Source organism: uncultured Thiocystis sp. (genome assembly GCF_903866365.1).
GTDB lineage: Bacteria > Pseudomonadota > Gammaproteobacteria > Chromatiales > Chromatiaceae > Chromatium.
Map to the genome: position 1 here is coordinate 1 of NZ_CAIPNF010000297.1, position 14398 is coordinate 14398.

7 protein-coding genes are annotated in these 14398 nt (G+C 62.3%); 4 read left to right on the forward strand and 3 right to left on the reverse strand.

Translation table 11 applies throughout. The features are described 5' to 3' along the window. Positions 1–291: 291 nt before the first annotated feature. The gene (apbC, locus tag QZY07_RS16985) at positions 292–1383 is read right to left on the reverse strand and encodes an iron-sulfur cluster carrier protein ApbC (RefSeq protein WP_295405308.1); all 1092 of its coding nucleotides are present in this window, start codon (positions 1381–1383) and stop codon (positions 292–294) included. A 178-nt stretch (positions 1384–1561) separates the two neighbouring features. Then, entirely contained in the window at positions 1562–3331 is a 1770-nt protein-coding gene (locus QZY07_RS16990; RefSeq protein WP_295405310.1) for an SLC13 family permease, read from the reverse strand. A gap of 192 nt (positions 3332–3523) precedes the next feature. On the opposite strand from QZY07_RS16990, the gene metG reads away from it, so the two are divergent. Continuing rightward, positions 3524–5566: a methionine--tRNA ligase gene (gene metG / locus QZY07_RS16995; protein WP_295405312.1), complete on the forward strand. Its 2043-nt coding sequence runs from the start codon at positions 3524–3526 to the stop codon at positions 5564–5566. A gap of 221 nt (positions 5567–5787) precedes the next feature. Further along, a complete protein-coding gene (locus QZY07_RS17000) occupies positions 5788–7869 on the forward strand; it encodes an EAL domain-containing protein (protein WP_295405314.1) in 2082 nt (693 codons plus the stop codon). Between the two features lie 20 nt (positions 7870–7889). On the opposite strand, the gene QZY07_RS17005 is transcribed toward QZY07_RS17000, so the two are convergent. Further along, positions 7890–9725 (reverse strand): AAA family ATPase, encoded by a 1836-nt coding sequence (locus tag QZY07_RS17005; protein ID WP_295405342.1) that lies wholly within the window; start codon positions 9723–9725, stop codon positions 7890–7892. Here QZY07_RS17005 and QZY07_RS17010 point away from each other — a divergent pair. Further along, positions 9633–9863 carry a hypothetical protein gene (locus tag QZY07_RS17010; RefSeq protein ID WP_295405346.1) on the forward strand — a complete coding sequence of 77 codons (231 nt, stop codon included), beginning with the start codon at positions 9633–9635 and terminating at the stop codon, positions 9861–9863. The two genes, QZY07_RS17005 and QZY07_RS17010, sit on opposite strands and share 93 nt — an antisense overlap. A 366-nt stretch (positions 9864–10229) precedes the next feature. Next, the gene (gene hrpA, locus QZY07_RS17015) at positions 10230–14315 is read left to right on the forward strand and encodes an ATP-dependent RNA helicase HrpA (RefSeq protein WP_295405315.1); all 4086 of its coding nucleotides are present in this window, start codon (positions 10230–10232) and stop codon (positions 14313–14315) included. The last annotated feature ends 83 nt before the right edge of the window (positions 14316–14398 follow it).

Sequence of the window (14398 nt, forward strand, 5' to 3'; positions counted from 1 at the left end):
CGTTAGCCATGATCTGCTATTTCCAAATATAATTTTGCCCTGAAAATAATATTGGCAAATCATAAGCTTATGTCAAGCTAACAAAGTAGAATTAGGCAAAAGCCGATTTCCGTCCAGTTTGTGCTCCCATGCTTGAAAAAACATATGCAATTCAACAGGGACTTTCTGAACAGACTCTAAGCGGGAATGCACATTATAGCAAGGAGTTGACGTGCTAGATCGTATCTTAAAATACTGCCATCCTTGGCATTTTTGTAATCCGTGGTAGGTGCGCGTAGTGCAGCGCGATGATCAGTTGTTCTGAATCACGATGCGCGGGAACTTGGCGGCGTAATCCTTGGCCTGCAGCGACAGCTTGGCGGCGGTCTTGCGGGCGATCTCGCGATAGATCTCGGTCGCGCGCGACTCCGGCTGAGCGACCACGGTTGGCTTGCCGCTGTCGGTCTCCTCGCGGATGTGCAGTTCCAGCGGCAGCGAGCCGAGCAGATCGACCCCGTATTGATCGGACATGCTCTGACCGCCGCCGGAGCCGAAGATATGCTCCTCATGGCCGCACTTGGAGCAGATGTGAATGCTCATGTTCTCGACGATCCCGAGCACCGGAACCTCGACCTTCTGGAACATCTTGAGCCCCTTGCGGGCGTCGAGCAGTGCAATATCCTGGGGCGTGGTGACGATGATGGCGCCGGAGACCGGTACTTTCTGGGCCAGCGTCAACTGGGTGTCGCCGGTGCCCGGCGGCAGGTCGATGACGAGATAATCCAGATCGGCCCAATTGGTGTCGTTCAGCAATTGTTCCAGCGCCTGGGTGACCATGGGTCCGCGCCAGATCATCGGGGTCTCCTCGTCGATCAGAAAACCGATCGACATCGCCTGGAGATGGTAGCTGTTCATCGGCTCCAGGCTTTTGCCGTCCTTCGACTCCGGCTTGCCGGTGATCCCAAGCATGCGCGGCTGGGACGGGCCATAGATGTCCGCGTCCAGGATGCCGACGGTCGCGCCCTCGGCGGACAGCGCCAGCGCCAGATTGACGGCCGTGGTGGACTTGCCCACGCCGCCCTTGCCGGACGCGACGGCGATGATGTTCTTGACGTGATCGATCGGCTTGAGCGACTTCTGCACCGAATGCGCCTTGATCTCCCAACTCACCTCGACCTCGGCCGCGCTCACGCCCGCGACACCCATGACCTTCTCCTTGACCGCCGTGGCGATGGCCGCCTGAACGCCCTTGGCGGGGAACCCCAGCACGACCTTGACCCGCACCTGACCGCCCTCGATCGCGATGTCCTTGATGGCGTGCGCCGCGATCAGATCGCGGCCCAGATGCGGCTCCTTGTATTCCTTGATCGCGGCTTCGATGGCTTCTTTCGTGGGTTCGGACATGGGGTACTCCAGTGACTGAAAACGCGACCGGTACGGCCGGAATCGCAAAAATTTTGGGTCGTTCGCACAACGAGCCGTGAAAACGTCCAGGGCATGAAAGCGTTGTCGCTAGCATGGTATCGGCAGTTGCTAATTCAACCCCAGATCCAATGCGGCCTCTGCTCAAGGAGTCGAGTGATCAAAAGCGCCAGACCAATGGCGCAATGGTTATCGTGAGTACCGCCATCAGCAGATTGAGCGGAATGCCAATCCTGAAATAATCCGAAAACCGATAACCCCCAGGCCCGTACACCATCAGATTGGTTTGATAGCCGATCGGGGTCGAGAAGCTGGCGGACGCGGCCATCATGATCGCGATCGCAAAGGGCATGAAACTGACTCCCAGCGCCTGACTGGTCGAGAGCGCGATCGGGAACATCAGCACGGCGGCGGCATTGTTGGTGATGATTTCGGTAAACAGCATGGTCACGAGATAGACCACGGCGAGCGTGACCCAGGGATCGCCCTGCGCGAGTTGCACGACGTTTTCGGCGACGAAGCGCGCGGCGCCGGTCTTTTCAAGCGCGAAACCAAGCGCGAAGGAGGCCGCGATCGCGATCAACACCTTCCAGTCGACGGCGGCCCGCGCCTCGCCGCTATTGAGACAACGGGTCACCAGCATGAGGCCCGCGGCGGCCATCGATGCCTGAAGCATGGGCAACCATTCCAGGGTCACGACGAGAACCATCGCCGCAAGAATGGCGATGGCGATCAGCGCCCGGTTTTGACGCAGCGGCCGGGAATCGGGAACCCGGCTGACCAGAAAGAAATCGCGCGAATTATGTTGACGATCGGCAAAGCCGGGGTCCGCCTCCATCAGCAGCGTATCGCCTGGACGCAGTACGATATTACCGATCTTCCCCTGGATGCGCTCGCCGTTGCGGGCGACCGCGATCACGGCGGCATCGTAGCGATTGCGGAAATGGCCCTCGCGGATGCTCTTGCCGATCAGCGGACAACTGTCGGAGACCACCGCCTCGGTCAGACAGCGTTCCGGGCGCGGGACATTCAGCTTGAAGATCTGGTCGCCGGCGGGCACCAGACCGCGAAAGCGCTGGAGATCCAGCACCGAATCCACCACACCCACGAACACCAGCCGATCATTGGCCTGAAGCCGCTGATGCGGCGCGATGGCGGGCAGCACCTCGCCATCGCGTTCGAGTTCCAGCAGATACATGCCGGGCAGGTGACGCAGTCCAGCCCCTTCGATGGTCTTGCCGACCAGTGGGCTAGCCGGCTCCACCAGCATCTCGACCGTGTATTCGCGCGGATCGTCCAGGTCGCTGATCACCGGCTTGCGGTCCGGCAGAAGCCAACGCCCGAACAAGACCAGATAGCCCATCCCAAGCAAGGCCGATGGCACCCCCACCCAGGCGATGTCGAACATGCCCAGGCCCGGCAACCCGCCGTGCTCGATCATCAGGCCATTCACCACGAGATTGGTACTGGTACCGATCAGCGTACAGGTGCCGCCAAGAATCGCGGCATAGCTCAGTGGAATCAGCAGTTTGGAGATCGGTAGCCGGTTGCGCCGCGCCCAGTCGTTGACCGCCGGCAGAAACATCGCCACCACCGGCGTGTTGTTGAGAAAGGCGCTCATGCCCATCACCGGCGCCATCAGCCGGAACTGCGCGCGCGCGAGCGTTTTGGGCCGACCCAGTACGCCCTGCGCGAGCCAGGCCATCGCACCAGTCTCGCGCAGCCCCGCAGCCACCACGTAAAGCACCGCGACCGTGACCATGCCCTCGTTCGACAGACCGGCCAGCGCCTCGGCGGGGGTGAGGACACCGGCAAACAGCAGCAGCGTCACGCCCGCGACCAGCACCAGGTCGGCGGCGAGCTTAGTCAGCGCCAGTGAGCCGATCACGAGCACCACCACGGCGATGGCGAGCCAGGCATCCCAGATCATTTTGATTGATTTCCGAGCTTCAGCAGATTATCCGGTTATTTGAACCGCAAAGGCGCACAGGACGCAAAGCATTTCCCTGCCTTGAAGCCTGTCGGTTTAACCGCAATTTCCTCCTAATTGCGGCGTCATGGTCCAGCGGTCATCGCTCATGAGATACTTCAGCGCTTTGCCGAGCCCAACCGAGCACCCTCAATGAGCCAGCCCCGCGACATCCTGATCACCAGCGCCCTGCCCTACGCCAACGGGCCGATCCATATCGGTCATCTGGTCGAATATATCCAGACCGACATCTGGGCGCGCTTTCAGAAGATGCGCGGCCACCACTGCTGGTATGTGTGCGCCGACGACGCGCACGGCACGCCAATCATGTTACGCGCGCGTCAGGAGGGCATTGCACCCGAGGCGCTCATCGCGCGGGTCGCCGCGGAACACCGGGCCGATTTCGCGGACTTCCGGGTCGGGTTCGACAACTATCACTCCACCCATTCTCCCGAAAACCAGCACTTCGCCTCGCTCATCTACGAACGTAATCGCGACGCCGGACACATCGCCAAGCGCACCATCAGCCAAGCCTACGATCCGGTCGAACAGATGTTCCTGCCCGACCGTTTCATCAAGGGCGAATGCCCCAAGTGCGGCGCGGCGGATCAGTACGGCGACAACTGCGAGGTCTGCGGGGCCAGTTACTCGCCCGCCGAGCTGAAAAATCCGCGCTCGGCGGTCTCGGGCGCGGTGCCCGAACAGCGCGAGTCCGATCATTATTTCTTCCGGCTGGGCGATTTCGAGGAGATGTTGCGGGTCTGGACCCGTGGCGGCCTGCAAAAGGAGGTTGCCAACAAGCTCGACGAATGGTTCGACGCCGGGCTCCAGGAGTGGGATATCTCGCGCGACGCGCCCTATTTCGGCTTCGAGATCCCCGACCATCCGGGCAAGTTTTTCTATGTCTGGCTGGACGCGCCCATCGGGTATCTGGCGAGCTTCCAGAACCTCTGCGACCGCACCGAGGGTCTGGACTTCGACCATTACTGGGGCAAAGACTCCAAGGCCGAGCTGTATCACTTCATCGGCAAGGATATCATCTATTTCCACGCGCTGTTTTTCCCGGCCATGCTCCACGGCGCGGGCTTCCGCACCCCAAGCGCCATCTTCGCCCACGGCTTTCTCACCGTGGACGGTCAGAAGATGTCCAAGTCGCGCGGCACCTTCATCAAGGCGCGCACCTATCTGGATTACCTCAACCCCGAATATCTGCGCTACTATTTCGCCGCCAAGCTGGGTCCGAATGTCGACGACATCGACCTGAACCTGGAGGACTTCACCGCGCGGGTCAACGCGGATCTGGTCGGCAAGGTGGTCAATATCGCCAGCCGCTGCGCCGGTTTCATCGGCAAGCGCTTCGCGGGCAAACTCTCCGGCGCCCTGTCGGAGCCCAATCTGTTCGCCGAGTTTGTCCAGGCCGGCGACGCCATCGCCGACGCCTACGAGCGGCGCGAATTCAGCCGCGCGGTGCGCGAGATCATGGCCCTGGCCGACCGCGCCAATCAGTACATCGACGAGCAAGCGCCCTGGGTGGTCGCGAAACAGCCGGGGCGGGATGCCGAGTTGCAAGATATCTGTTCCATGGGGATCAACCTGTTTCGGCTCCTGATCGGCTATCTACGCCCCATCCTGAACGGCACCGCCGCCGATGCCGAGGCGTTTTTGCGGATCGACCCGCTCACCTGGGCGGCGCTCGCCGACCCGCTGCTGGACCACGAGATCGCGCCCTATAAGCCCTTGATGACCCGCGTCGAGCCGGCTCGGATCGCGGCCATGCTGGAGGCATCGAAAGAAGACCTGAGCGCGACCGGCGCGACCGCGGCCGTGACGGACCAACCCAATCCGCACCTGACGCGCGACCCCATCGCCGTCCCGGTCGATGTCGACACCTTCGCCAAAACCGATCTGCGGATCGCGCTCATCCGCGAGGCAAAATGGGTTGAGGGCGCCGACAAGCTGCTGCAACTCACGCTGGATCTGGGCGGCGAAACCCGCAACGTCTTCGCCGGGATCCGCTCGGCGTATGACCCCAAGGATCTGGAAGGGCGACTGACGGTGATGGTCGCCAATCTGGCCCCGCGCAAGATGCGCTTCGGCGTCTCCGAGGGCATGGTTCTGGCCGCCGGACCGGGCGGGAAAGAGATCTTTATTCTCAGCCCGGACAGCGGCGCCGAGCCGGGGATGAAGGTCAAGTAGCGGGTTCTGGCGCCCACGGGATCTGCACCGCGATAACGGATGCGAACACGCACTTGTCTGACTAAACGCTTTCTATGCCAGCGCGCGATTGGATGATATTGTGTACTCAATCCGCATCCACCGCGGCGGGCGCGGGCATTCTCACGAAGAGGACGCAGCGAACGCCCGGCGCGATTTAAGGCAGCACTAGATCCTCAACCTGGCGGGATGGAACCTAAAACATGCTAACCCCAAGGCTTCGCGAGACTGACTCCGTCGGCAGGATCCTGTTCCTAACCCCGGACCCGGGCGCCGCCGACGCGCTTCAAGCTGAACTGATCCGTCGCTCGATGCGATGCGAATCCTGCGCGACCCCAACCGAGGCGATGGCGCGATGCGCGATCGAGCCCCCTGCCCTGCTGCTGTTCGACACGCGTTTAGCGTCCAAACCAGAGGATCTCGGCCCGCTGGCGGCCCGCATCATGGCCAGCCAGCCGACCGCGATCGTACTGGCCGTCCTGGGCCACCGCGAGGATATCCGTTTTCGGCTCGCCGCCATGCGCGCTGGCGCCGAAGTCTATCTTCCTCTCTCGCTGGACACCGGAGAACTGGCCGACCACCTCGCCCGGCTGATCGGCGCACGGCGGATGGCGCCGGACAAAATCCTGGTCGTCGACGATCAACCTGTCGCCGCCCTTTTTGCCTCCCGGATTCTGCAGGGTGCCGGCATGATCACCGAACGTGTCTGCGACCCGCTGGAGGTGATGCAGGCGCTCGATCGCTTTGCCCCCGATCTCGTGCTAATGGATCTGTACATGCCGGGTGCGTCCGGGATCGAACTCACCCGCATCATCCGCGAAGAAGACCGTTTCGCCGATCTGCCGATCATATTCCTGTCCTCGGAGCTGGACCCGGAACAACAGATCGCGGCACTGCGGATCGGCGGCGATGACTTTCTCGCCAAGCCGGTCGCGCCCGACCGGCTCGTGGAGCGTGTGCAGCAACGTCTTCACAGGGCCAGGGAACGGGCTCGCCGACAGCAGGGACCGGAGACCATCGACCGACTGACAGGGTTGGCCACGCGCGATCGACTGCTTAAACGGCTTGATCAATTGATCGGCCTGACACGGCCTGACCCACCGCCAGGCGACCGGCGAAGCGCCAATATGCGCCTGACCGGACCACGTTGCCTGGTGTATCTGGAGCTGGCGGGCGGCACGGAAGCCCTGGAGAGGATGGCTGCGGTAGTCGCCGGTCGCATTGAGGAGGGCGATTTGGCGGCACGGGCGGGAGAACTCGCGATTGCCGTGCTGATTCGTCGCGACACCCATCTGGCGCTGGCCGAGTTCGCTCAGACCCTGACCTATCAGGTTGGCCGGGCACTGGCCGATGATTCCCTGGCCGCGGATCTGGGCGGCGGCTGGTATCCCCTGGTCGGCGGCTGCAATGACTCGGTCACGCTGCTCTCGCGCGCGGGCAAGGCCGCGCGTCTGGCCTTGCGGCGCGGCGATCGCGATCTTGGCCGCTATGTTGGCAAGGACAATAGCACTGAAGGGCTGGCGCTTCAGTCCGCGATCTTGCTGGCGATCCGGGCCAGCCGCATTCAGTTGCTGTTCGAACCCATCGTGGCCCTGACCGGAGCAGAGGGAGAGCGTTATGAGGTGACGCCGCGCGTGCGCCTGGGCGATGGAGAATTGCTCGCTCCAGCCGATTTCGCCCCACTCCTGGTCCGGGCGAATGCTGGCGACGACCTTGATCGCTGGCTGTTGACCGCCAGTCTGAATGCCATGCGGGATCGACTGATCGCCGGCAAGCCGGTCCAGCTTTTCATTCATCAGTCCTTTGCGATCGTGGCAAAAGAGGATTGGGTCGATTGGGTACGCGACCAGATCAATGACCGGGATCTGATCCGGCTCAGACCCATCCTGCAGCTTGAAGTCGCCGAGGCAGACGCCTATCTGGAACTCGCCAGCAACCGTTCGAGCCAACTCAACCGGTTGGGAATCCGGATCTGTCTCAATGGAATCGACTTCAGCGAACGGAGCAGCCGTGTCCTCCATGCGGTTCCCGCGCATTTTGCGAGGATCGGCAAGCAAGTCGTACAAGGGCCGGAAGCGGAATCCATGACCTGGCTGATTCAGTCCGCCAAGGCATCTGGAGCCAAGGTCATCGCCACCGGCGTGGATGGGCCAGAGGCCGTTGGGCGTCTTTTTAGCGCTGGCGTCGACCTCATCCAGGGGCCTTACGTGCAGCCACCAACCAGCATCATGGACTACGATTTTATTGGTGCCGAGGCTGCGGATCCGACGAGCGAGACAGCCTAAATGCCAGGCTCCAGAATCGCTCACGGAAGATGGATTATGAGTTCGATACGTCGGTTTAGCAGTCGCTGTTCGGCAGTCATCGACCCGTCGCCTGGAGCGAACAGCGGGAACTCCTCACCGTGACCGATGGCAATGACGCGGTCGGGCGAGATGCCTCCCGCAGTCAGATACTCTTTCAATGCCCGCGCTCTGAGCAGCGATAACTCCCGGTTGTGGGCCGCATCGCCCACATCGTCGGTATAACCATGAATCTCGACGCGAGCACTCTCGAAACGAGCCAGTAGGGCAATGAGTTCCTGGAGGCGGGGGATTGCCCGCGGCGTGATCTGGGCGCTATCGAAATCAAATGGCATGCTGCCACCAAAATTGATCCGGATACCATCATCGACTTCGATGGACTTGATCCCAAGTTGAGCAAATGCGTCGACGATCTCCCGAACGAGCGTCCGGTCCTTGAGGTCGGTCGACTCCGCAGGCATGTTCTCCAGAGAATCCAGCGCAGTTCGAGGAGACGGATCCAACGGAGCGCTTTCGGATGCTTGCCGATCCATCAGGAGATCCTGGCGAGCGGCCACCGGCTCTGCAAGAACGGGCGGCTCGGGTAGGGGCATAGGCGGGGGCGGATGGGTTTCGGCAATGCCGCTTTCAGCTTGAATATCCATTTCATCCTCCACTGATTCATTCTCCACCGACGGAGAGACCAATGGAGTCGCTGGCACTAAAGGCTGGTTCGCCCCATTTGCAGGCGGTGGCTCTTGGAGATCGATCTTGTCAGAGATGGCATCTTCAGTCGTCCCCCGGGGTTTCAGCGCGAAGAGTCCGAACGCCAACGCCGGGAGCAGAGTGACGACGAGCGCCAGCGCAATCCAGCGACCATGACGCCTGCCGGCAGGATGTCGCGCTGAACCGGATAGGGACGATTCAGGATGGACGCCCTCCTCGGGAGCCATCGCAGCCGCGAACATGATCGGGGGCGGGGGCGTCTCTCGAATGGTGTCGGCGACCGCTGGCGTCTGTGCGTCAAGCCTATCCAGGCGCCTGTCATCCTGCGCGGCAGGGGGGGGCGCTGGCTTTGTATCCATTGCAATGTCGGCGATTTCCACCTCCGCGTCTTGGTTGAATGACGGTTGCCGCTCGCTGGAACTGGAACTCTTGAGCAATTGCTCATCGCTCAACTCGGCCAAAATGGTTTGCACATGTTCCCGACCGAGTCGATGCAGTCCCTCAAGGCAGGCATGGAGCAAGAGGCGACCAGCGAATTTATTGATTAATCTTGGGATTCCCTGACTGGCATGATGCAGTGCGCGCACCGCGTCGGCCTCGATGACGGGATCGCCGGACCAGCCGGCGCATAACAGTCGATGAGCGATATAGTTCCGGGTTTCTTCCAGCGGCAAAGGCTCAAGATGACAGGCACAAAGAATCCGCTGATGCAGTTGTTCCAGTTCGGGAGTGCGTATCAACTCGGTAAGCGCTTCCTGCCCAACCAGAAAGATTTGCAGCAGAGGCCGCCCCTGCAAACGCAGGTTGGTCATCAGCCGCAATTCCTCCAGGGCGCTCGCTGGAAGCGTTTGAGCCTCATCGACAATCAGGAGCGTTTTTTCGTGATGCCGCATCCGTTCCTGGAGGCGGCCTTCCAGTGAATTCAGGATGGTGGCTTTATCGAGGCCGTTGGCCTCGATGCCAAATGCGAAGGCAACCCGCCGCAGCAGGTCATCGCCCTGGACCTGCGCGCTCTCCAGGCGCACGCTGAGCGTGCCTGAATGGTCCAGATCGCCAAGCAGATCGTCGATCAGGGTTGTTTTTCCCGTGCCTGGTTTGCCAGAGACGACGACGAATCCTTCGCCGTGTCTCAAGGCATACTGAAAATACGCCTTTGCTTTGGAGAAACCGCGGTGCTTAAAACAGAAGCGGGCATCCGGACTGAGCCGGAAGGGATCGTCGGAAAAACCGTAATACTCTGTATACATGGCTCGTTGAGAGGCTGTCCGTAGGGCGTTTGTCGGCATTGTCGGGGGGCATGCTCGACCTAGAGCAACTGTGCGAAAGTTCCAAGACCGTCTCAGGTCGTTGTCGTTGTCTCGACATGGCAAATATTCGATTAGGACAACGACAACGACAACGACAACGACAACGACAACGAGGAGGCAGCGGTCTCGGAACTTGAGCAGCGAAGCACTAGGGGAATTTGTCCGTGGCGCTCGCGTAGAATATCACCCCGTTCGCCCCATCGTGCGTCATACAACCCAGACGTGACTTCCGCAACCGATCAATGCATCACACGCCGATTGATTGTCTGATCCGCGATGCACTCTGGCTGCCGGCACGAATCCACTTTCCTTCGGTACGCCAGATCCACCTTGAATTCACGCCTCCTCCCCACCGAACACGACCTGGATCGCTGTCTGATCCGCGATCGCCAATCCTTCCGGTCACGACTGCGCGGGCTGCGCAAACGCGAGCGGCCGCCCCCTGAGCGGAGTCAGCAGGCGGCACAGCCCTTCGATCAGGGACTGGCGAAACTCTGGCTGGACATCCAGCAATCCCAGGCGTTATTGGAACGGCGCAAGGCCCAGGTGCCGAGGATCCAGTATCCCGAGGAACTGCCGGTCAGCGAGCGCCGCGCCGAAGTGGCCGAGCTGATCGCCCGCCATCAGGTGGTGGTGCTGTGCGGCGAGACCGGCTCGGGCAAGTCGACCCAACTGCCCAAGATCTGCCTGGAACTGGGGCGCGGACTGGCCGGACGCATCGGTCACACCCAACCACGACGGATCGCCGCGCGCACCCTGGCCAGCCGGATCGCCCAGGAACTGGGCGCGAGCGCGACCGAGCGCGGGGGCGATCCGATGAACAGTCTGGTCGGCTACAAGGTGCGTTTCCATGACCGGATCCGCCCCGAGACCTGTATCAAGCTGATGACCGACGGCATCCTGCTGGCCGAAATCCAGCAGGACCGCCTGCTCACCGAGTACGACACGATCATCATCGACGAGGCCCATGAGCGCAGTCTCAACATCGATTTCCTACTCGGCTATCTGCGCGGCATCCTGCCGCGCCGCCCGGATCTCAAGCTGATCGTCACCTCGGCGACCATCGATCCGCAGCGGTTTGCCAGCCATTTCGCCGGACCCGACGGCCAGCCCGCACCCATTATCGAAATCTCGGGCCGCACCTGGCCGGTCGAAGTCCGCTACCGCCCGCCGGCGGACGACGAACATGCCAGCGAGCGCGACGACGCCATGCAGCAGGCGATCTCGGAGGCGGTCGGCGAACTGGCTCGGGTCGGGCGCGGCGACGTGCTGGTGTTTCTTTCCGGCGAACGCGAGATCCGCGAGACCGCCGAGACGCTGCGCAAGCACCACCCGCCCGCGACCGAGATTCTGTCGCTGTTCGCGCGCCAGGGGCCGCAAGAGCAGGCGCGCATCTTTCAGTCGCACAGCGCGCGCCGCGTCATCCTGACCACCAACGTGGCCGAAACCTCGCTCACGGTGCCCGGCATCCATTATGTGATCGACCCCGGATTCGCGCGCATCAGCCGTTACAGCCATCGCACCAAGGTCCAGCGCCTGCCGGTCGAGCGGATATCGCGGGCGTCGGCCAATCAGCGCAAGGGACGTTGCGGGCGCATCGCCGCGGGCGTCTGCATCCGGCTCTATCGCGAGGACAATTTCGAGTCCCGCGCCGAATTCACCGAGCCCGAGATTGCGCGCACCAACCTGGCCGCCGTCATCCTGCAGATGAAGATGCTCGGCTTCGGGTCCATCGAGCGATTTCCCTTCGTCGACCCGCCGGATCCCAGACTGGTGACGGACGGCTATCGCACCCTGGAGGAACTCGGCGCGCTCGATGTCAGGGGCGAGCTGACCACGCTGGGCAAACAGCTCGGACGCTTGCCGGTCGATCCGCGCATTGGGCGGATGCTGCTCGCCGCCGTCGATCACGCCTGTCTGGCCGAGATGCTGATCATCGCGGCAGCGCTCAGCGTGCAGGATCCGCGCGAGCGTCCGCTCGACAAACAGCAGGCCGCCGACGAAATCCACGCCACCTTTCGTCACCCGGAGTCGGATTTCATCACCTTCGTCAACCTCTGGCGCTTTCTCGACCAGGAACGTCACGAGCTGTCGCGAAACAAATTCATCAAACTCTGCCAGCGCCATTTCCTCTCCTGGAACCGGGTCCAGGAATGGCGCGATATCCATGCGCAACTGCGCGAGCAGATGATCGAGATCAGTTCTCAGGTGTCAGGTGGCAGGTGGCAGTCAGCAGGCAACGAAGATCGCGTGGCCGATCATGGTCAACTGCCAACTGAAAACTGCCAACTGACAACTGACAACATCCACCGCGCCCTGCTGACCGGCCTGCTGAGCAATCTCGGTTTCCGCGAGGCCGAGCGCGAGTTTCAGGGCGCGCGCAACGCTCGTTTTTTCATTCATCCCAGTTCCGCGCTCTTCGCCAAACCGCCGAAATGGGTGGTGGTCGCCGAGCGCGTCGAGACGACGCGCCAGTACGGACGCATCGCGGCCCAGGTCCAGCCGGGCTGGATCGAGGACGCGGGGCGTCATCTGCTCCAGCGCAGCTATTCCGAACCGCACTGGCAGGCCAAGTCGGGGCAGGTCGCGGCCTTCGAGAAGGTCACGCTGTTCGGCGTGACGCTGGTCCCGAAGCGGCGCGTTAACTATGGCCCCATCAATCCCACCGAGGCGCGCGAGATCTTTCTGCGCTTCGCCCTGGCCGAGGGCGATTTCGAGACCCGCGCGCCCTTCTGGCGTCACAACCGCGAGCTAATCGAGTCCGTCCATCATCTGGAGGCCAAGTCGCGACGGCGCGACATCCTGGTGGACGAGGAGGCGATTTATACCTTCTACGCCGACCGCGTGCCGACGGGCATGTATTCCACGCCTCAGTTCGAGAAATGGTTGCGCCAGGCCACGCGCGCGGAGCCAAAACTCCTGCACATGCGCATGTCCGACCTCATGCTCCACGCGGCGGCGGACATCACCGAGGCATCCTTTCCCGACAGCCTGCGCGTCGGCGCCACCGCCTTACCCCTGGAATACCGCTTCGAGCCCGGCGACACCGCCGACGGCGTCACGCTCGTCGTGCCGCTGCCGCTCATCAACCAGGTCTCCAGCGAACGGCTCGACTGGCTGGTGCCGGGGCTGATCGAGGAACGCATCGTCGCCCTGCTGCGCGGTCTGCCCAAACCACTCCGTAAGACCTTCGTCCCCATCCCCGACACCGCCGCCCGGCTGGTCGCGCGCCTGAAGCCGTCCGACCGACCGCTGATCCAGGCGCTGTCCGAGGAACTGAAGGCCATGACCGGCATCCAGGTGCCGGAGGATGCCTGGGATCCGTCCGTCATCCCCGAGCACCTGCGCATGAAGATTCGGCTGATGGACGAGACCGGCAAACCGCTTGCGGTCGGCGACGATCCGATTCAGCTCAAGCGCCAGTTCGGCGGTCAGGGTCGGCAGGGTTTTCGCCAGCAATCATCCAGCCCGATCGAACGCGAGGACATCACCCGCTGGACCTTCGGCGATCTGCCCGAGCAGGTCGATCTGACCCGCGCCGGCATCCGGCTGCGCGGCTATCCGGCGCTGGTCGACCGCGGCGACCGCGTTGCCATTCAGATTCTGGATTCGGCGGACAGCGCGGCGGCGGCGCAACGCGATGGACTGCGGCGGCTCGTCATGCTGCATCTCGGGGCCGACCTGCGCCAACTGCGACGGCAATTGACGGATCTGGATCGGATGCGGCTGCAATACGCCAAGGCGCCCAGCGCGAAGGATCGCGGCGACTCAGCGACGCTGGAGCCGGGAAACCCGAGCAAGGGCCAATCGAGCAAGGTGCCGGATCTGGCCGACGAACTGATCGCGCTCATCCTTGACTTGACCTTCCTCGAAGGGCTACCGCCCATCCGAACGCAAGCGGTCTTTGAACAGCGCCTGGCCGAGCGCAAGGGTCGGCTCTTTCCCACCGCGACCGAGGTCTGCAAACTGATCGGGGGCATCCTCGCGGCCTATCACGACCTGCGCCGGCGTCTCGCCAGCATCACCCAGGTCAACTGGATGCCCTCCGTGCTCGACATCCGCGCGCAACTTGACGCGCTGATCTTTCGCGGTTTCCCGCGGCGCATCCCCTTCGCGCATCTCCAGGACTATCCGCGCTATCTCAAGGCGATCGATCAGCGATTGGAGCGCCTGGCGCATGCCCCTGGCCGCGACCAGCAGTGGATGCGCGAGATGGACGACATTCAGACCCGCTGGCGCAAGCGCATGGCGGAGCGTCAGCGCACCCTGAGCGACGCCGACGGGGATCCGCGCTTGGACGAAATTCGCTGGCTGCTGGAGGAGCTGCGCGTCGCGCTCTTCGCCCAACAGCTCGGCACCAGCGGTCCGGTCTCGGTCAAACGCATTCAGGCGCGCTGGCGCGAGTTAGGGTTGTGAAACCGGGAAAATCCTGGAGTCGTCCACGAAAAACCCAAAATCCACGAAAAAACGAAAAAATTTTCGTGCCTTTCGTGGACAAA

Bases quoted from the DNA above. Each gene is read 5' to 3' on its own strand.
- apbC (WP_295405308.1), bottom strand. From the start codon at position 1,383: ATGTCCGAACCCACGAAAGAAGCCATCGAAGCCGCGATCAAGGAATAC.
- QZY07_RS16990 (WP_295405310.1), bottom strand. From the start codon at position 3,331: ATGATCTGGGATGCCTGGCTCGCCATCGCCGTGGTGGTGCTCGTGATC.
- metG (WP_295405312.1), top strand. From the start codon at position 3,524: ATGAGCCAGCCCCGCGACATCCTGATCACCAGCGCCCTGCCCTACGCC.
- QZY07_RS17000 (WP_295405314.1), top strand. From the start codon at position 5,788: ATGCTAACCCCAAGGCTTCGCGAGACTGACTCCGTCGGCAGGATCCTG.
- QZY07_RS17010 (WP_295405346.1), top strand. From the start codon at position 9,633: ATGGTCCAGATCGCCAAGCAGATCGTCGATCAGGGTTGTTTTTCCCGT.